A 17017-nucleotide genomic window follows, 5' to 3' on the forward strand; every position below is an offset into this window, starting at 1 on the left:
CGTAAATATCCCCGCCGGAGGCTCCCGCAGCCTCAGCCGCTGGTCTCGTCGCCCATTTCCTCGCGCCAGTGCCGCCGGCACAGGGAAACATAGGTTTCGTTGCCGCCGATCTGGATCTGGTTGCCGCCGCGCATCGCCTTTCCGTCGGGCCCGCGGCGCACCACCATGGTTGCCTTGCGTCCGCAATGGCAGATGGTGCGGACCTCGCGCATCTCGTCGGCCAGAGCCAGCAGCGTGGCCGAGCCCTCGAAGAGCTCGCCCAGGAAATCCACTCTCAGGCCGTAGCACATCACCGGGATGCGCAGGTCGTCCACGGCCCGCGCCAGCTGCCAGACCTGGTCGCGCGTCAGGAACTGCGCCTCGTCGATGAAGACGCAGGCAAAGGGCCCCTCGGCCAGCCGCGCCTCGATCCGGGCAAAGAGGTCATCGCCCTCGGCAAAGGTATCCGCGTCGGCACCGATCCCGATGCGCGAGCCGATCCGCCCCTCGCCGGCGCGGTTGTCGAATTGCGCGGTCAGCAGATAGGTCTGCATCCCGCGTTCGCGGTAGTTGTGCGACGCCTGCAGCAGCACCGTCGACTTGCCCGCATTCATGGTGGAATAGTGGAAATAGAGCTTGGCCATGGCGCCAGATAGCCCGCCCCCGGGCAGGGGGGCAAGACCCCGGGGGGCGCTTTCGCCGCCCCGTGTGTGGCGCGGTTGCATCCCCCCGATCCGGGGGGATTGTGCCGGGGCCCTGCCTCTGCGTAATCTTTGCCCGGTTCCCCGTGGACGGGCCCTTTCTCGAAACATGGCCCCGCGAGAGGGCCCCTCAACAGGTAGACCCCTATGAACGCTCCCCTGGGCACCCTCGTGCCGGCTCTTGCCCTTGCCCTCGCGGCACAGGCCTTCACCGCTCCTGCCGCCCTGGCCGACGATCCGATGCTCGACGAGTCGGTTCTCTTTACCGGTCAGATCTTTTCCATGGCCGCCGGCGTGCCCGGCGTGGTCATCGGCGCCTATCGCGACGGCAATGTCTCGGTCGAGGGCTTCGGCGTCACCGGCGAGGGGGGCAGCGAACCGGACGGCGATACCGTCTTCCGGATTGGCTCCATCACCAAGGTCTTCGCCGGCGAGATGTTTGCCCGCGCGGTGGCCGACGGGCAGATGGGCTTCACCGACAGCGTCACCTCGCACATGACCGGCGACCTGGCCACCGCCACCGCCGATCACCCCGAGATGCAGATGATCAACCTGGTCACCCATTCCGCCGGCCTGCCGCGAGAGGCGATCGAGGACTGGGGCCCGGCCGAGGATCCCTTCTCGGTGATCACCGAGGCGGCCTTCACCGACTGGCTGACCACCCATCCGCTGCTCTTCACGCCGGGCAGCGCCATCGCCTATTCGAACTTCGGCTTCGACCTGCTGGCGCTCGGCATCTCCAATGCCGCCGGTGCCCCCTATGCCGAGCTGCTCCAGGGCAGCATCCTCGATCCGCTCGAGATGACCCATACCGGTTATGAACTGAGCGACGAGATGCGCGCCAACATGATGACCGGCCACCTGCCGGACGGCACGGCGATGGACGTGGTGCCCACCGGCGACATGATCCTGGGCTCCGGCGGGCTCTACTCCTCGGCCAACGACCTGCTGAAATGGCTGGGCTGGCACCTCGACCGCAGCGCCGGCGAAGAGGAAGTGCGCTTCCTCGATCACGGCGTCTACATGCAGCGCGAGGGCAAGAGCACCGTGCTCAGCATGGACGAATCGGGCTACATGGATGCCATGGGCCTGGGCTGGGTGGTGATGAACCCGACCACGGAACAGCCCTTCGTGCTGCAAAAGGCCGGTGCGCTGCAGGGCGAGATGTCCTATGTCGCCTTCGCGCCCGAGCGTGGCACCGCCGTGGTGATCACCATCAACCAGTACAATTTCACCGCCGCCGAGGGCATGGCCGTGACCGCCAACGCCCTGCTGGCCGAGATCAGCGGCTACTGAGCGCGCTCATCTCCGACATGCAGAAGGGCGCCCCGGGGGGGGGCGCCCTTCTTGCATCTGCAGTCCGGATCAGACCAGCGGCACCAGCGGCACGTCGCAGGCCGAGAGCAGCATCAGCGCGCCGAGGGCGGACAGTTTCAGGGCCAGTTTCATCCCGGTCTCCTCATGCGAAAGGGGCGCGCCGTTGCCGGCACGCCCCTTGTTAACCTTTTCACGCCTTGCTGTCAGCCTCAGCTGTCCTGCAGCGCGGTCACCTCGATGTCCCCTTCCTCGCGGGCCTTCATGGCCTGCACGGCGGCCACGGCACCGGCGGCCGTGGTGTAATAGGGGATCTTGTCATAGAGCGCGACCGAGCGGATCTCGCGGCTGTCAGAGACGGATTGCGCGCCCTCGGTGGTGTTCAGCACCAGGGCGATCTGCCCGTCCTTCAGCTGGTCGACGATGTTCGGCCGGCCCTCGTAGACCTTGTTGACGATCTCGCAGGCCACGCCGGCCTCCTTCAGCCAGGCGACTGTGCCGGTGGTCGCCACGATGGTAAAGCCCATCTCGACCAGGGTGCGTGCCGCATCCAGCATCGGCGCGGCCTTGTCGGTGTCGCGGATCGAGACGAAGACGCGGCCTTCCTTCGGCAGGTCGGTGCCGGCGCCCAGCTGCGCCTTCAGGAAGGCGCGGGCAAAGCTGCGGTCATAGCCCATGACCTCGCCGGTCGAGCGCATTTCCGGCCCCAGGATCGTGTCGACACCCGGGAAGCGGGCGAAGGGCAGCACGGCTTCCTTCACCGCAAAACCCTCGATCTGCGGATCGACCAGGTCGAAGGTCGACAGCTTCTCGCCCGCCATGACACGCGCCGCGATCGAGGCGATCGGGCTGTTCACGGCCTTGGCGACGAAGGGCACCGTGCGGCTGGCGCGCGGGTTCACCTCGATCAGGTAGATGACGTCCTTGCCGTTCTCGGTCTTGACCGCGAACTGCACGTTCATCAGGCCGACAACGCCCAGCTCCAGCGCCAGCGCCTTCGATTGCACCTTCAGCTCGGCGATCACCTCGGCCGAGAGCGAGTAGGGCGGCAGCGAGCAGGCGCTGTCGCCCGAGTGCACGCCGGCTTCCTCGATGTGCTGCATGATGCCCGCCACGTGCACCTGTTCACCGTCGCAGAGCGCGTCTACGTCGATTTCCGTGGCACCCGAGAGGTAGCTGTCGAGCAGCACCGGGCTGTCGCCCGAGACCACCACGGCGTCGCGGATGTAACGCTTCAGTCCTTCCATCTCGCGCACGATTTCCATCGCGCGGCCACCCAGCACGTAGCTGGGACGGATCACCAGCGGGAAGCCGATGTCTTCCGCGATGGCAAAGGCTTCCTCGTCGGAATGGGCGATGCCGTTCTTGGGCTGCTTCAGGCCAAGCCGGTTCACCAGGTCCTGGAAGCGCTCGCGGTCCTCGGCCAGGTCGATGGCGTCGGGCGTGGTGCCCAGGATCGGGATGCCCGCATCCTGCAGGTCGTTGGCCAGCTTCAGCGGCGTCTGGCCGCCGAACTGCACGATCACCCCGTGCAGCGTGCCCTTCGACTGTTCGACGCGCAGGATTTCCATCACGCTCTCGAAGGTCAGCGGCTCGAAGTACAGACGATCCGAGGTGTCGTAGTCGGTCGAGACGGTCTCGGGGTTGCAGTTGACCATGATCGTCTCATAGCCCTGCTCGGTCAGCGCGAAACAGGCGTGGCAGCAGCAATAGTCGAACTCGATGCCCTGGCCGATCCGGTTCGGACCGCCGCCCAGGATGACCACCTTCTTGCGGTCGCTGGGCCGTGCCTCGCATTCCACCTCGCCCATCATCGGCGCCTCGTAGGTGGAGTACATGTAGGGGGTCTGGGCCTCGAACTCGGCGGCGCAGGTGTCGATCCGCTTGAACACGGCCGTGACGCCCAGGTTGTGCCGCGCCCGGCGCACCTGGTCCTCGGCGCGGGCCGAGAGCGTGGCAAGCCGCGCGTCGGTAAAGCCCATCATCTTCAGCTTGCGCAGGCCGTCCTCGGTGACGGGCAGGCCATTGGCGCGGACCTCTTCCTCGGCCTCGATGATCTCGCGGATCCGGGCCAGGAACCAGGGGTCATAGCTCGTCACGTGCTGGATCTCGACGTCCGAGAGCCCTTCGCGCATCGCCTGGGCGATCACGCGGATGCGGTCCGGCGTCTGGGCCGTCAGCGCCTTGGTGATGGCGGCCTTGTCGGGCGCGCCGCCGTCGGCACCGGGGATCTCGATCTCGTCCAGGCCGGTCAGCCCGGTTTCCATCGATCCCAGGGCCTTCTGCAGGCTCTCGTGGAAGGTCCGGCCGATGGCCATGACCTCGCCCACCGATTTCATCGCGGTGGTCAGGTGCGGCTGCGAGCCGGGGAATTTCTCGAAGGCAAAGCGCGGGATCTTGGTCACGACATAGTCGATGGTCGGCTCGAAGGAGGCCGGCGTCACCTTGGTGATGTCGTTGTCGAGTTCGTCGAGCGTGTACCCCACGGCCAGTTTCGCGGCGATCTTGGCGATGGGGAAGCCCGTCGCCTTCGACGCCAGCGCCGAGGACCGCGACACCCGCGGGTTCATCTCGATCACCACCATGCGGCCGTCTTCGGGGTTGATGGCCCATTGCACGTTCGAGCCGCCGGTCTCCACGCCGATCTCGCGCAGCACGGCGATCGAGGCCGCGCGCATGGCCTGGTATTCCTTGTCGGTCAGCGTCAGGGCAGGGGCCACGGTCATCGAGTCGCCGGTGTGCACGCCCATCGGGTCGACGTTCTCGATCGAGCAGACGATGATCGCGTTGTCCGCCTTGTCGCGGACCACCTCCATCTCGTATTCCTTCCAGCCCAGCAGGCTCTCGTCCACCAGGATCTGGCCCACGGGCGAGGCTTCCATGCCGCTCCGGCAGTAGTACTCGTAATCGTCGCGGTTATAGGCCACGCCACCGCCGGTGCCGCCCAGGGTAAAGGCGGGGCGGATGATGGCGGGCAGGCCGATGTGCTCCAGCGCCTCCATGGCGATCCGCAGGCCCTCGGCGATGTCGCGCTTGCCATTGGGCAGCTTCGGCGCGGTCACGATGTCGGCCTTGGGGTTCTCAAGGCCGATGCGCGTCATCGCCTCGCGGAATAGGGCGCGGTCCTCGGCCATCTCGATGGCCTCGCGCTTGGCGCCGATCATCTCGATGCCGAATTTCTCCAGCACGCCCATCTCTTCGAGCGCCAGCGAGGTGTTCAGCCCGGTCTGGCCGCCCATGGTGGGCAGCAGCGCGTCGGGACGTTCCTTCTCGATGATCTTGGCCACGATCTCGGGGGTGATCGGCTCGATGTAGGTGGCATCGGCCATATCCGGGTCGGTCATGATCGTCGCAGGGTTCGAGTTCACCAGGATCACCCGGTACCCTTCCTCGCGCAGGGCCTTGCAGGCCTGTGCACCGGAATAGTCGAACTCGCAGGCCTGCCCGATGATGATGGGCCCGGCTCCGATGATCATGATGGACTTGATATCGGTTCTTTTCGGCATGGCAGACCCCTCGGCAGAGCAAACGGGCCGGGGAAAAACTCACCCGGCGCAAATTGTCGTGCGTTATATCCATGAGTCGTCCGGGTTCAACCCCCGTCGGCTCCGGAACCCGCAATTGCACGGGCGTGCCCCCGGCGCCAGTCTTTTCTGGGACGGCCCCCGGCCGGGGGCGCCCATGCAAAAGGGCCCCGCGGGGCCCCTTCATCTTTCCTGAAATATGGCGGGGATGAATGGCGCGCAGCGCCAGAAGGGGCAGCGCCCCTTTTCCCCTCCGGATCACTCCGCGGCGGTTGCCCGCTGCTCCTCCTCTTCCGCTTCCGGCTCGCGCGACACGATGCCCATGCGCTCGTCGGCGCGATAGATGTAGTCGCGGGTCAGCGGCACGGCGTCCTGCTTGTGGGTCAGCTGGAACTGGAACACCACCTGCTTGTTCAGACGGAAGGTCATCTCGCAGGCGATCAGGTACAGCCGCCACATGCGCACGAACTTGTCGTCGTAGATCTCGCGCGCCTTGTCCTCGTTCTCCATGAAGCGGTCGTACCAGTGCTTCAGGGTCTCGGCGTAATGCAGGCGCCAGACCTCCACGTCGGTGGCATAGAGGTCTTCCTTCTCCACCGCAGACATAGCTTCCGACATCGCCGGCACATAGCCGCCCGGGAAGATGTACTTGGTGATGAAGCTCGCCGTGGTACCCGGCGGATCCGACCGGCCGATGGTGTGGATCAGGGCCACGCCGTCTTCCTTCAGGAACTTGTGCACGTGGCGCATGTACTCGCGGTAATGCGGTACGCCCACGTGTTCGAACATGCCGACCGAGACGATGCGGTCGAAGGTCTCGTTCACGTGGCGATAGTCCTGCAGGCGGAACTCCACCTTGTCTTCCAGGCCCATGTCCTTGGCGCGCTGCACCGCGATCGCGTGCTGCTCCTTGGAAAGGGTCACGCCCACCACGCTGGCGCCGTATTCCTTGGCCAGCGTCAGCGCCATGCCGCCCCAGCCACAGCCGATGTCCAGGATCTTCATGCCGGGCTCGATGCACAGCTTGTTGGCGATGTGGCGCTTCTTGGCCAGCTGCGCCTCTTCCAGGGTCATGTCGGGCCGGGCGAAATAGGCACAGCTGTACTGCCGGTCCTCGTCCAGGAACAGGTCATAGAGTTCGCCGGACAGGTCGTAGTGGTGCGCCACGTTTTCCTGGGCCTTGCCCACCGGGTTGAACTGGGCCATCCGGCGCAGCCCCTGGCGCGCCATGGCCATCGGCTTCTGCCACCAGGCCGGATCGGCAAAGCGCAGGTTGTCGATGCCGAGGGTGATGATGCCGTAGAGGTCGTCGTCCTTCAGCGTCAGCCGGCCGTCGATATAGGCTTCGCAAAAGGCCAGCTCGAAGTCGTAGATCATTTTCCGGGGCAGGTCCGGATCGAGCAGCGTCACGCCGACATGGGGTCCGCCCGTGCCCGGGCCGAAGCTCTGCGTCGTGCCGTTCGCATAGGTGACGTCCACCTTGCCTTTGGTAATCGCCCGCTCAAGGAACGTATTGATCAGATTTTCCCACATGTCACTTCCCATCAGGGTTCTTGTCTTGAGGACCGATGCGGGGGATGTGCGGCGCCTGGCGAATATCCAGGGCCACTCCTCCCCATCGGCTTCGCTGTTCAGATTTTGCTAAACAAGAATTGTATTGTAAATCGCTGAGATGCAGATTCCCCTGTGCCATCGCGCACCAAGGATGGTTAAACTGCTGATTTTTGCATCATCAAACGACCATGACGGGTATTTTGTGGTGGGAACAGGCACTTGGACGGCCGAATCCTGCCGGTCCAGGGGCTCAACTCGGGCGTGCGGCCTGCTCTCGCGGCGCGGGAAGGCTCCCCCCGGCGGCCGCCCCGATGGCCCGGACCCGCGCATCATGGCCGGCGCACGGGCCGCCTTTTGCCTGTGCAAAAGGCTCTTCTCCCGCGCCGTCCCTTGACTTTCCGGCAGCTTCCATGTGATCCGGCGCAGGCCTTTATTCCGCCCGAAACCCCAAAGGACATAAGAGATATGCATCAGTATCGCAGCCACACCTGCGCCGGTCTGAACAAGGACCATGTCGGCGAAACCGTTCGCCTCTCCGGCTGGGTCCACCGGGTGCGAGATCACGGCGGCATCCTCTTCATCGACCTGCGTGACCACTACGGCATCACCCAGGTGCTCTGCGACCCCGACAGCGCGGCCTTTGCCGCGGTAGAGAAGGTCCGCTCCGAATGGTGCATCCGCATCGACGGCGAGGTGAAGGCACGCGCTCCCGAGCTGGTAAACCCCAAGCTTCCGACCGGCGAGATCGAGGTCTTCGTGCGCGACATCGAGGTGCTCGGTGCCGCCAAGGAACTGCCGCTGATGGTCTTCGGTGATCAGGAATACCCCGAGGAAACCCGCCTGCGCTATCGCTACCTCGACCTGCGCCGCGAAGAGATGCAGCGCAACATGACCCTGCGCTCCGACGTGGTCTCCTCGATCCGCAAGCGGATGTGGGCGCAGAACTTCCGCGAGTACCAGACACCGATCATAACCGCCTCCTCGCCCGAAGGCGCGCGCGACTTCCTCGTGCCCTCGCGCCTGCACCCGGGCAAGTTCTACGCGCTGCCCCAGGCGCCGCAGCAGTTCAAGCAGCTGCTGATGGTCTCGGGCTTCGACAAGTACTTCCAGATCGCCCCCTGCTTCCGCGACGAGGACCCCCGCGCCGACCGTTCGCCCACCGACTTCTACCAGCTCGACATGGAGATGAGCTTCGTCACCCAGCAGGACGTCTTCGACACCGTCTCGCCGGTACTGGCGGGCATCTTCGAGGAATTCGGCAACGGCAAGAAGGTCGACGCGCCGGCCGAATGGCCGCAGATCTCCTACAAGGATGCGGCGCTGAAGTACGGCTCGGACAAGCCCGACCTGCGCAACCCGATCGAGATGCAGGTGGTCTCCGAGCATTTCGCCGGCTCCGGCTTCGCGATCTTCGCCAAGCTGCTGGAGCAGGAGGGCACCGAGATCCGCGCCATTCCCGCGCCCACCGGCGGCTCGCGCAAGTTCTGCGACCGCATGAACGCCTTCGCCCAGAAGGAAGGTCTGCCCGGCATGGGCTACATCTTCTGGCGGGAGGGGGCCGACGGCATGGAAGCGGCCGGTCCGCTGGCCAAGAACATCGGCCCCGAGCGCACCGAAGCCATCCGACAGCAGCTCGGCCTCGGCGTCGGCGATGCGGCCTTCTTCCTGGGCGGCAAGCCCAAGTCCTTCGAGGCCGTTGCCGGCCGCGCCCGCAACGTCATCGGCGAAGAGCTCGGCCTCACCGACAAGGACCGTTTCGCCTTTGCCTGGATCGTCGATTTCCCGATCTACGAAAAGGACGAGGAAACCGGCAAGCTCGACTTCGAGCACAATCCCTTCTCGATGCCCCAGGGCGGCATGGAAGCGCTCGAGGGTGATCCGCTCGACGTCCGCGGCTTCCAGTATGACCTGGCCTGCAACGGCTACGAGCTGGTCTCCGGCGCGATCCGGAACCACAAGCCCGAGATCATGTTCAAGGCCTTCGAACTGGCCGGCTATCCGAAAGAGGAAGTGCTCAAGCGCTTCGGCGGCATGGTCAACGCCTTCCAGTACGGCGCGCCGCCGCACGGTGGCTGCGCCGCCGGCATCGACCGGATCGTCATGCTTCTGGCCGAAGAGCAGAACATCCGCGAGGTCATCCTCTTCCCGATGAACCAGCGGGCCGAGGACCTGATGATGAACGCCCCCAGCGAGCCCACTGCGGAGCAGCTGATGGAGCTGAACCTGCGGGTCATCCCGCAGGAGTGATCCCGGCCTCCGGACCAACGACAAGGGCGCCCCTTCGCGGGCGCCCTTTTTTCATGCCCGGTCCCGGCGTTTCGGGTCACCGTTTCAGGGGCGTACCCGGGGCCATCTGGCTGTTCCAATAGGTGTGATCGTCGGTGTCATCGGCATATTGCCAGCCCATCAGCCCGCCGAACCCCTGCGGATAATCCTGCATCAGCGGCTCCAGGATCTCGCGACGCACCTTCTCCGGCGTCATGTGCCCGCTGCTGGCATCGGCGTGATAGATCGGCTTGCCCACAACGATCTTCTCCACCGGCACCGCCACGCCACCGGCGCCCGCCACCAGGCCGGCCACCGAACTGTCGGGCGGGGTCTCGATCCGGCCCAGCAGGTTATGGGCCACCGGACTGTCGAAATCGGGATTGTTGTAGTACTGCACCTGGATCCAGTCGATTTCGTCGCCCACGGCCTGCAGCACGTCGAGGTAGGGCCCGCCATGCCAGTGCCGGCTCAGGTAGGGCGATTGCGGCGCGTGGCTGATCAGGCTGCCCTCGGGCAGAGCCACCTTCAGCGCATGGGTCAGCGCGATCAGCATCTGCCGCCCGTCAAAGGGCTGGTCCCGGCCGCCCTCGAAGGCCTTCGAGATCTCGAAATCGATGCCCACGCCGTCCAGTCCCCGGTCCCTGACCATCTGCGCCACGAGCCCGGCCAGCTCGGTCTCGCGGCCGGCCACGCGGGTCCAGGCCTCGGCAGTCATGGTGCCGCCGCCCAACGACAGCAGCACCAGCTTGCCGGCCTGCTGCAACAGTGGCACCGCGGCCCATTGGCCGGCCAGGTTGCCGGGGGCATCCAGCGTCAGCGCCGCGGCCCCGCCGGTGGCAGGTACCGTGGCAAAGGCCAGGTAGACATGGCTGAAATCGCTCGGCTGCACGCCGGCCAGGGGGCTGACCCGGGCATTGTAGTAGACGATGTAGCGCGGCACGCGGTCGAGGCTGCGGGGCAGGCGAAGGCTCGGCGCGGCGGTTGGCATGGTGGCCGGCATGACGGGCTGCCTGTCGGACTGCCTGTCGGCCGGGACGGGCGAGAGTGAAGCCGGGGCCTCGGTGCCGGCCAGGGCCTGCGCCTGCGCGGCGCCGACCGGCGACAGGACCATCAGGCCGATTGTCAGCAGCGCACCCAGGCCGATGCGCCATTGCGCGCGCTTGGCAGACGCCGCCCATGGCGGGCCGCGCCGACAGGACGGCCCGGGGGGGCGGTGGGGGGCACCGTGCTCCTTGTCGCGTCGATCCGTCATTTCTCTACCTGCCGTCAAGCTGCCGGTATCTGCTGCGGGTCCATGTTGCAGGCGCAAGCCTGCGGTGTTCTCTGTGCCCTGTCATCCCGACAGTTCTACGCGGTCGCCTGGATTTGGCCTGGCCGCGCGCTTTTTCGCGTTGGTCGCGCAGGTCCGCCCGGGCGGGGTGGCGCCCTCACGGTGGTCCCGCAGGATCCTCTGCACGGTGCAGGCACCTCGCAGCGTCGCGCGGGCGCGGCCGGCGCGAGACGGGGGTATGTCAGGCCCTGCGCGACGCAGGGCGGGCGCCCCCTGCGGACCAGCCGCCGCCCTCGCCGGTGCGGAAGACCGAGATGCTCTCGCGCAGGGTCGCGGTATTCTGGGCCAGGCCCCGGCTCGCCTCGTTCGAGGAGACGACCATGGCGGCGTTTCGCTGGGTCACCTGGTCGAGCTGGTTTATGGCGGAATTGATCTCGCCCAGGGTCGTCGTCTGCTCGCCCAGGGCCCGGGCCACGTCGCCGATACGGTCCGAGATCTTGCCGACGCCCTCGAAGATCGTCTTCAGCTCGGTGCTGGTACGCTCCACCAGGATCACGCCCTTGCCGACGTGATCAGAGCTCTGCTCGATCAGCGTCTTCACCTCGTTGGCCGAATCCGCCGTGCGCGCGGCCAGCGAGCGCACCTCCGAGGCGACCACCGCAAAGCCGAGGCCCGCCTCGCCGGCGCGGGCGGCCTCGACGCCGGCGTTCAGCGCCAGCAAGTTGGTCTGGAAGGCAATGTCGTCGATCACGCTGATGATCTGCGAGATCGCGTCCGAGGAGCCCTCGATGCGCTTCATCGCGTCGGTCACGTCCTGCACCAGCTGCCGGCTGCCCTCCGCGGCGTTGCGGGTGTTGTTGGCGTCGGTGCCCACTTCCCGCGCGTTGCTGGCGGCGGATTGGGCGTTGGAGTTCAGTTCCTCGATGGCGGCGGCGGTTTCCTCCAGGGTGGCAGCCTGGGTCTCCGTGCGCTGCGACAGGTCATCGGAGGTCGCACTGATCTGGCCGGCGACATTCTCGATGGTGCCGGCAACGCCCTGCACGTGGGTGATCATCTGCGTCAGGTTGTCGACAGAGGTGTTGAAGGCATCCCCCAGCAGGTCGAGGTCATCGATCCCGAAGCTTTCCACGCGCTCCTTCAGGTCGCCCTGGCTCAGGGCTTGCAGGGCAGCGGTGATGCGCTTGATGGCCGTGCGCCGCCGGGTGACATTCGAGGCGATCTTGGTGACCCGCACGACATTGTTGTTGGCGTCGAAGACCGGCGCATAGGTCGCCTGAATCCAGACAACGTCGCCGTTCTTGCACACGCGCGGAAACTGGTCGGAATTGGCCTTGCCGGCTTTCAGGTCCGCCCAGAACTGTCTGTACTTCTCGCTCTGGGAATAATTCTTGTAGACGAACATCGAGTGATGCTTGCCCTGAACCTCCTCTGCGGAATAGCCGAGGGTATCCAGGAAATTCTTGTTGGCGCTCAGGATCACACCGTCCGGGGTGAAGTGAATGATTGCCTGCGTCTGATCGGCCGCCTGCAGAACGGCCTCCGCGTCGCTGATTGCCTTGGTGCCGGCCTGTTTCGAACTGGACCAGAATTTCATCGCATGTCCTTCATATCGGAATCCGGCTCGTACGCCGCACGGTTGCCTCCTCTATGCCCGGCGAGGCCTTACTGCGGGGTAAAGTGAAGAGAGAAAGTACGTCGAATTGCAGATGTCGTGCCCCGGCAGCGTGCGCTGCCTTAACGGGGCGGTTTTCGCGGGTCCGCACCGACGCGATACCGACGTGATACCGACGTGATACCGACGTGGCGATTTCGGCCAAATCGCCTTGTTAACCAGGGATTTTCCGCTGATTCGCGGCGGGGGCGTGTTGCGCGGGCCGCCATCCCGAAAGCTCTCGTTAACCGCGGGCCTTCGACCCTTTCGCGGCGGCGGCCGATCGCCTAACCTCCTGCGGATCGCAGACGCCGAGGACCGCAGATGACACAGACCCGCCCCGTTGGCCCGCTTGTCGAGGGCTGGACGCCGCCCGTGGCCCCGCCGGGGGATCTGATGCTAGAGGGCCGTCATGTCCGGCTCGAGCCGCTGCGCGCCGATGCCCATGCCGGGCTGCTCTTCGACAGTTTCGCGGGGCATGATTGGCTCTGGGATTACATGGGCAACGGCCCCTTCCACAGCGCCGCCCAGTACCACCGCTGGGTGCGCTCCGTCGAAGGCGGCGAGGGTGCTGTTTTCCTTGCGATTTTCGACAAGGCGGGGGGCGAGTACACCGGGGTTGCCAGCTATCTCAACATCGTGCCCGCCCATGGTGTGATCGAGGTGGGCAACATCTGCTTCGGCCCCGCGCTGCAGGGTACGATCGCCGCGACCGAGGCCATGGTACTGATGATGCAATGGGCCTTCCGCGCCGGCTATCGCCGCTATGAATGGAAGTGCAACGCCCTGAACCTGTCCTCGCGGCGGGCGGCACAGCGGCTGGGCTTCAGCTTCGAGGGGGTGTTCCGCAACCACATGGTGATCAAGGGCCGCAACCGCGATACCGCCTGGTTCGCCGTGACCGATGACCAGTGGCCGGCGCTGGAACAGGCCTATGGCATCTGGCTCTCGCCCGGGAATTTCAACGCCGAAGGCCTGCAGGCAGAGCGCCTGAGCGAGCTGACCCAGCTGGTGCGCATCGCCTCCGATCCGGCGCTGAAGGAGGCATGAAAAAGGCCCCGGGCAATCTGCCAGGGGCCTGATCCGAAAGGGGAATTGCGGCGCTTACAGCGTCATGTCGCTCTTGGCCCAATCCCAGTAGAGCTCGCGCACGCGGCGGGTCATCGGGTTGTCGCCATAGCTGACCTCGTCGAAGGCCTTGACCGGGGTGACCTTGTTCTGGTTGCCCGAGAGGAAGACCTCGTCGGCGCCCTCGAAATCCTCGTAGCTCAGAACAGCCTCATGCACGGTATAGCCGTCGGCCCGCAGGTTCGCGATATGGCGCTTGCGTGTCAGGCCCGACAGGAAGGTGCCGTTGGCGATCGGGGTAAAGAACTCGCCGTCCTTCACCATGAAAACGTTCGCGGTGGCGGTTTCCGCCACATTGCCGGCGATATCCGTAACCAGCGCATTGCCGAAGCCCTTGGCGCGGGCCTCGCCCAGCATCCGTCCGTTGTTGGGATAGAGGCTACCGGTCTTGGCATTGGTCAGGGCACAGTCCAGCGTCGGCCGGCGGAAGCGCGTGCGGGTCAGCGTGGTGGCGGCATCGGGGGCCGACATCGGCATGGCCTCCAGCGCGATGCAGAACCCGGTGCCCAGCCCATAACCCGGCTGCACCACGGTCTCGTTGCCTTCCAGTGCCCAGTACATCGGGCGGATATATACGGCCTCGTCTTGGCTGAACTTCTTCAGCCCCTCGCGGACAAGCTCGATCATGTCATCCACCTCGCAGGAGGGCTTGATCATCAGCGCCTCGGCCGAGCGGTTCACACGCTCCAGGTGGGGGCGCAGATCCGGGATCATGCCGTCGACGTAACGGGCGCCGTCAAACACGGTGCTGCCAAGCCAGGCGCCGTGGTCGCCGGCCTTCATCACGGGCACGTCGCCCTGGTGCCAGCTGCCTTCGAAATAGGTGTGGATCTCTCCGCCCGCCATGATCTGTTCCTTCCTTGCGTCACGTCTGCATCACTTGCCCCCGTGCCTTATTCCATTGACCCGCAAGAGGAAAGGGGGCGTGCCTCACGGGGAAAACCCCCGGCGTGGTGCCGGGGGGAACTTGGTGCTGAAAAGGGCTGGGGGGGATAATCCTCAAGATCCGGATCGGCCCCTGCCTGGGCGACGGGCCGACGCCCCGAACCCTAGGCCCGCCATGCGACACTCTTGTGACCGGTCGGAAACATCACGGTGACAATTGCCTGTCGGACGGGCGCCCGTCTTCAGCTGGTCTCGCTCAGCAGGGCCTCGACATCGAGCGGCGAGTTGTACATCGCCAGGCTGCCGTCCGCCAGCCGCGGCCAGTCCTCTTCGGGCCGGTCACGATAGAGCTCGATCCCGTTGTCGTCGGGGTCGCGCAGGTAGACTGCCTCGCTCACGCCGTGGTCCCAGGCACCTTCCAGCGGGATCTCTGCGGTCTGCACCCGGCGGATCGCATCGGCGAGCGCCGCCCGGTCGGGATAGACGAAGGCCACATGGTAAAGGCCCGTCTGGTTGCGTGCAGGCGGGTGACCGCCCTTGGTACGCCAGGTGTTCAGGCCGATATGGTGGTGATAGCCGCCCGCCGAGAGGAAGGCGGCGTCGTTGTTGCAGCGCATCTGCAGCTCAAAGCCCAGAACGCCGGAATAGAAGTCGATTGCGCGGTCCAGGTCGGCCACCTTCAGGTGAACATGCCCGACGCGCGTGTCAGGATGCACGGGGTTCATCATCTTGCCGCTCCTTTCGCTTGGTTGATCCCAATCTAGGAGCGCGCGGCAAGGCCCGAAAGACCGAGGAGCGCACCGCCGATGTGCAACGATGCGCTCCTATCGCCAAAGTTGAACGAAATGTCCGTCTGAGTCCGGGGGCCTCAGCTGCGGATCATCCCCACGATTTCATAAGTCTTTTTCAGGATCGGCTCGGCGATTTCGCGGGCGGATTCGGCGCCCTTGCCGATGATCCGGTCAATCTCGTCAGGGGTTTCCATCAGCCGCGCCATCTCAGAGGAAATCGGCGAGAGCTTGGCCACGGCCAGATCGGCCAGCATCGGCTTGAACTCCGAGAACTGCTTGCCGCCCACGTCCTTCAGCACGCTGTCCACGTCCATGCCCGCCAGGGCGGCGTAGATGTTGACCAGGTTGCGGGCCTCGGGCCGCTCGTCCAGGCCCTTGGCCTCGGACGGCAGGGCGTCGGGGTCCGTGCGGGCCTTGCGGATCTTGCCGGCAATGGCCTCCGCGTCGTCGGTCATGTTGATCCGCGCCATGTCCGAAGGGTCGGATTTCGACATCTTCTTTGAGCCGTCGCGCAGCGACATCACGCGGGTGGCCGCGCCCTCGATCACCGGATCGGTCATCGGGAAGAAGTCGACACCGTAGTCATGGTTGAACTTCGCCGCGATGTCGCGGGTCAGTTCCACATGCTGCTTCTGGTCCTCGCCCACGGGTACGTGTGTGGCGTGATAGATCAGGATGTCGGCGGCCATCAGCGCCGGATAGGCGAACAGGCCGAGAGAGGCGTTCTGGGTGTTCTTGCCCGCCTTGTCCTTCCACTGGGTCATCCGCTGCATCCAGCCCATGCGGGCAACGCAGTTGAAGATCCAGGCCAGCTGAGCGTGCTCGGGCACCTGGCTCTGGTTGAACAGGATGGATTTCTCCGGGTCGAGGCCACTGGCGATATAGCCGGCGGCCAGTTCCCGGGTCTGGCGCTTCAGCGCCTCGGGATCCTGCCAGACGGTGATCGCGTGCAGGTCGACCATGCAGAAGATCGTCTCGAAACCTTCGGCCAGACCGCGCTCCTGCCACTCGACGAACCGCCGCATTGCACCGAGGTAGTTGCCGAGGGTCAGCCCGCCAGAGGGCTGGATCCCGGAAAAGACCCGGGGCTGGAATTCGGTCTTGCTGGGCTCGATCACGTCGGACATTAGTCCTTCTCCTGCGAGGCGTCTGGAAATTTGGTCTGCGCTGGCTTACCCATGGCCCGGCGGGCCGTCAACCGCCGCCGCTCAGGCGAAACTGCCGCAAACACCGTATTTAGCAAGGACCAAGCATGCGCCAGCCCCTCAGAACGCCCCCCTCGCAGGGCCCGGTCAACCAGGTGCCGCCTGCCGTCGTGGTGCTCTTCCTCGGTGTCGTCGCGGTCGAGGGGATCTTTGCCCTCGGCAAGGCGGGCCTGATCGGCGGTCCCGCCGCGGTCGGCTGGCGCCTCTCCGCGCTGCAGGATTACGCCTATTTCCCGGCGTTTCTCGATTTCATGCTGCAGACCGGCGACATCTCCCTGAACGCGCTCAAGCGTTTCGTCACCTATCCCTTCGTGCATGCCTCCTTCATGAACGCCGTCATTGCGGGCGTGATGATGCTGGCGCTCGGCAAGTTCGTGGGCGAGGTCATGCATGGCGCGGCCCTGATCGTGCTCTTCTTCGCCTCGGCGATCATGGGCGCGCTGGTCTTCTCGCTCTTTGCCCCGGCCCAGGCGCCGCTCTACGGCGCCTATCCTCCGACCTACGGCTTCATCGGCGCCTACAGCTACATGCTCTGGGTTTACCTGCGGCACGTGGGCGAACGTCAGGTCATGGCCTTCCGCATGATCGGCGTGCTGATGGGAATCCAGCTGCTCTTCAGCCTGTTCTTCGATGTCGGCATGATGTGGATCGCCGAACTGGCGGCCTTTGCCACCGGCTTTCTGCTGGCGCCGGTGCTTCTGCCCGGGGGTCTTGCACGCTTGCGCGACAGGCTGCGTCAGCGCTGAG

Annotated in this window: 12 protein-coding genes; 4 read left to right on the plus strand and 8 right to left on the minus strand. The window is 65.5% G+C overall.

Going from position 1 to position 17017, the window contains the following annotated elements; all coding sequences use genetic code 11:
* Window positions 1–32: 32 nt before the first annotated feature.
* On the minus strand, window positions 33–623 hold the full coding sequence (locus tag AC0WR5_RS04630) for a thymidine kinase (RefSeq protein WP_475867328.1): 591 nt from the start codon (window positions 621–623) through the stop codon (window positions 33–35).
* Between the two features lie 204 nt (window positions 624–827).
* Here AC0WR5_RS04630 and ampH point away from each other — a divergent pair, with 204 nt between their 5' ends.
* Window positions 828–1976, plus strand: coding sequence for a D-alanyl-D-alanine-carboxypeptidase/endopeptidase AmpH (ampH, locus tag AC0WR5_RS04635; protein ID WP_475867329.1), 1149 nt, complete (start codon window positions 828–830; stop codon window positions 1974–1976).
* A 230-nt stretch (window positions 1977–2206) separates the two neighbouring features.
* On the opposite strand, the gene carB is transcribed toward ampH, so the two are convergent.
* Both carB and AC0WR5_RS04645 read right to left on the minus strand, forming a co-directional pair.
* On the minus strand, window positions 2207–5500 hold the full coding sequence (carB, locus tag AC0WR5_RS04640; RefSeq protein ID WP_475867331.1) for a carbamoyl-phosphate synthase large subunit: 3294 nt from the start codon (window positions 5498–5500) through the stop codon (window positions 2207–2209).
* Window positions 5501–5776: 276 nt separating this feature from the next.
* Window positions 5777–7051 (minus strand): class I SAM-dependent methyltransferase, encoded by a 1275-nt coding sequence (locus tag AC0WR5_RS04645; RefSeq protein WP_475867332.1) that lies wholly within the window; start codon window positions 7049–7051, stop codon window positions 5777–5779.
* Window positions 7052–7537: 486 nt separating this feature from the next.
* Between AC0WR5_RS04645 and aspS the strand changes: the two genes are divergently transcribed.
* A complete protein-coding gene (gene aspS, locus AC0WR5_RS04650) occupies window positions 7538–9319 on the plus strand; it encodes an aspartate--tRNA ligase (RefSeq protein WP_475867334.1) in 1782 nt (593 codons plus the stop codon).
* A 76-nt stretch (window positions 9320–9395) separates the two neighbouring features.
* Here the strand turns inward: aspS and AC0WR5_RS04655 are convergent, their stop codons facing one another.
* Window positions 9396–10592: a glycosyl hydrolase family 18 protein gene (locus AC0WR5_RS04655; RefSeq protein ID WP_475867335.1), complete on the minus strand. Its 1197-nt coding sequence runs from the start codon at window positions 10590–10592 to the stop codon at window positions 9396–9398.
* Between the two features lie 259 nt (window positions 10593–10851).
* Entirely contained in the window at window positions 10852–12204 is a 1353-nt protein-coding gene (locus AC0WR5_RS04660; RefSeq protein WP_475867336.1) for a methyl-accepting chemotaxis protein, read from the minus strand.
* Between the two features lie 381 nt (window positions 12205–12585).
* Between AC0WR5_RS04660 and AC0WR5_RS04665 the strand changes: the two genes are divergently transcribed.
* Entirely contained in the window at window positions 12586–13311 is a 726-nt protein-coding gene (locus AC0WR5_RS04665; RefSeq protein WP_475867337.1) for a GNAT family N-acetyltransferase, read from the plus strand.
* 54 nt (window positions 13312–13365) lie between these two features.
* Here the strand turns inward: AC0WR5_RS04665 and AC0WR5_RS04670 are convergent, their stop codons facing one another.
* The 3 genes from AC0WR5_RS04670 to trpS all read right to left on the minus strand — a co-directional run bounded on the left by AC0WR5_RS04670 (window position 13366) and on the right by trpS (window position 16192).
* Window positions 13366–14235, minus strand: a complete 870-nt coding sequence (locus AC0WR5_RS04670) for a branched-chain amino acid aminotransferase (RefSeq protein WP_475867339.1) — start codon at window positions 14233–14235, stop codon at window positions 13366–13368.
* 281 nt (window positions 14236–14516) lie between these two features.
* Window positions 14517–15002 (minus strand): VOC family protein, encoded by a 486-nt coding sequence (locus AC0WR5_RS04675; RefSeq protein WP_475867340.1) that lies wholly within the window; start codon window positions 15000–15002, stop codon window positions 14517–14519.
* A gap of 140 nt (window positions 15003–15142) precedes the next feature.
* Window positions 15143–16192 carry a tryptophan--tRNA ligase gene (trpS, locus tag AC0WR5_RS04680; RefSeq protein WP_475867342.1) on the minus strand — a complete coding sequence of 350 codons (1050 nt, stop codon included), beginning with the start codon at window positions 16190–16192 and terminating at the stop codon, window positions 15143–15145.
* A 125-nt stretch (window positions 16193–16317) separates the two neighbouring features.
* On the opposite strand from trpS, the gene AC0WR5_RS04685 reads away from it, so the two are divergent.
* The gene (locus AC0WR5_RS04685) at window positions 16318–17016 is read left to right on the plus strand and encodes a rhomboid family intramembrane serine protease (RefSeq protein ID WP_475867344.1); all 699 of its coding nucleotides are present in this window, start codon (window positions 16318–16320) and stop codon (window positions 17014–17016) included.
* Window position 17017 lies beyond the last annotated feature (1 nt).

Source organism: Pseudooceanicola sp. DL12 (assembly GCF_056270665.1).

What these genes read in the sequence shown, in the direction of transcription:
- AC0WR5_RS04630 (WP_475867328.1), bottom strand. Translation starts at nt 623, where the DNA reads ATGGCCAAGCTCTATTTCCACTATTCCACCATGAATGCGGGCAAGTCG.
- ampH (WP_475867329.1), top strand. Translation starts at nt 828, where the DNA reads ATGAACGCTCCCCTGGGCACCCTCGTGCCGGCTCTTGCCCTTGCCCTC.
- carB (WP_475867331.1), bottom strand. Translation starts at nt 5,500, where the DNA reads ATGCCGAAAAGAACCGATATCAAGTCCATCATGATCATCGGAGCCGGG.
- AC0WR5_RS04645 (WP_475867332.1), bottom strand. Translation starts at nt 7,051, where the DNA reads ATGTGGGAAAATCTGATCAATACGTTCCTTGAGCGGGCGATTACCAAA.
- aspS (WP_475867334.1), top strand. Translation starts at nt 7,538, where the DNA reads ATGCATCAGTATCGCAGCCACACCTGCGCCGGTCTGAACAAGGACCAT.
- AC0WR5_RS04655 (WP_475867335.1), bottom strand. Translation starts at nt 10,592, where the DNA reads ATGACGGATCGACGCGACAAGGAGCACGGTGCCCCCCACCGCCCCCCC.
- AC0WR5_RS04660 (WP_475867336.1), bottom strand. Translation starts at nt 12,204, where the DNA reads ATGAAATTCTGGTCCAGTTCGAAACAGGCCGGCACCAAGGCAATCAGC.
- AC0WR5_RS04665 (WP_475867337.1), top strand. Translation starts at nt 12,586, where the DNA reads ATGACACAGACCCGCCCCGTTGGCCCGCTTGTCGAGGGCTGGACGCCG.
- AC0WR5_RS04670 (WP_475867339.1), bottom strand. Translation starts at nt 14,235, where the DNA reads ATGGCGGGCGGAGAGATCCACACCTATTTCGAAGGCAGCTGGCACCAG.
- AC0WR5_RS04675 (WP_475867340.1), bottom strand. Translation starts at nt 15,002, where the DNA reads ATGATGAACCCCGTGCATCCTGACACGCGCGTCGGGCATGTTCACCTG.
- trpS (WP_475867342.1), bottom strand. Translation starts at nt 16,192, where the DNA reads ATGTCCGACGTGATCGAGCCCAGCAAGACCGAATTCCAGCCCCGGGTC.
- AC0WR5_RS04685 (WP_475867344.1), top strand. Translation starts at nt 16,318, where the DNA reads ATGCGCCAGCCCCTCAGAACGCCCCCCTCGCAGGGCCCGGTCAACCAG.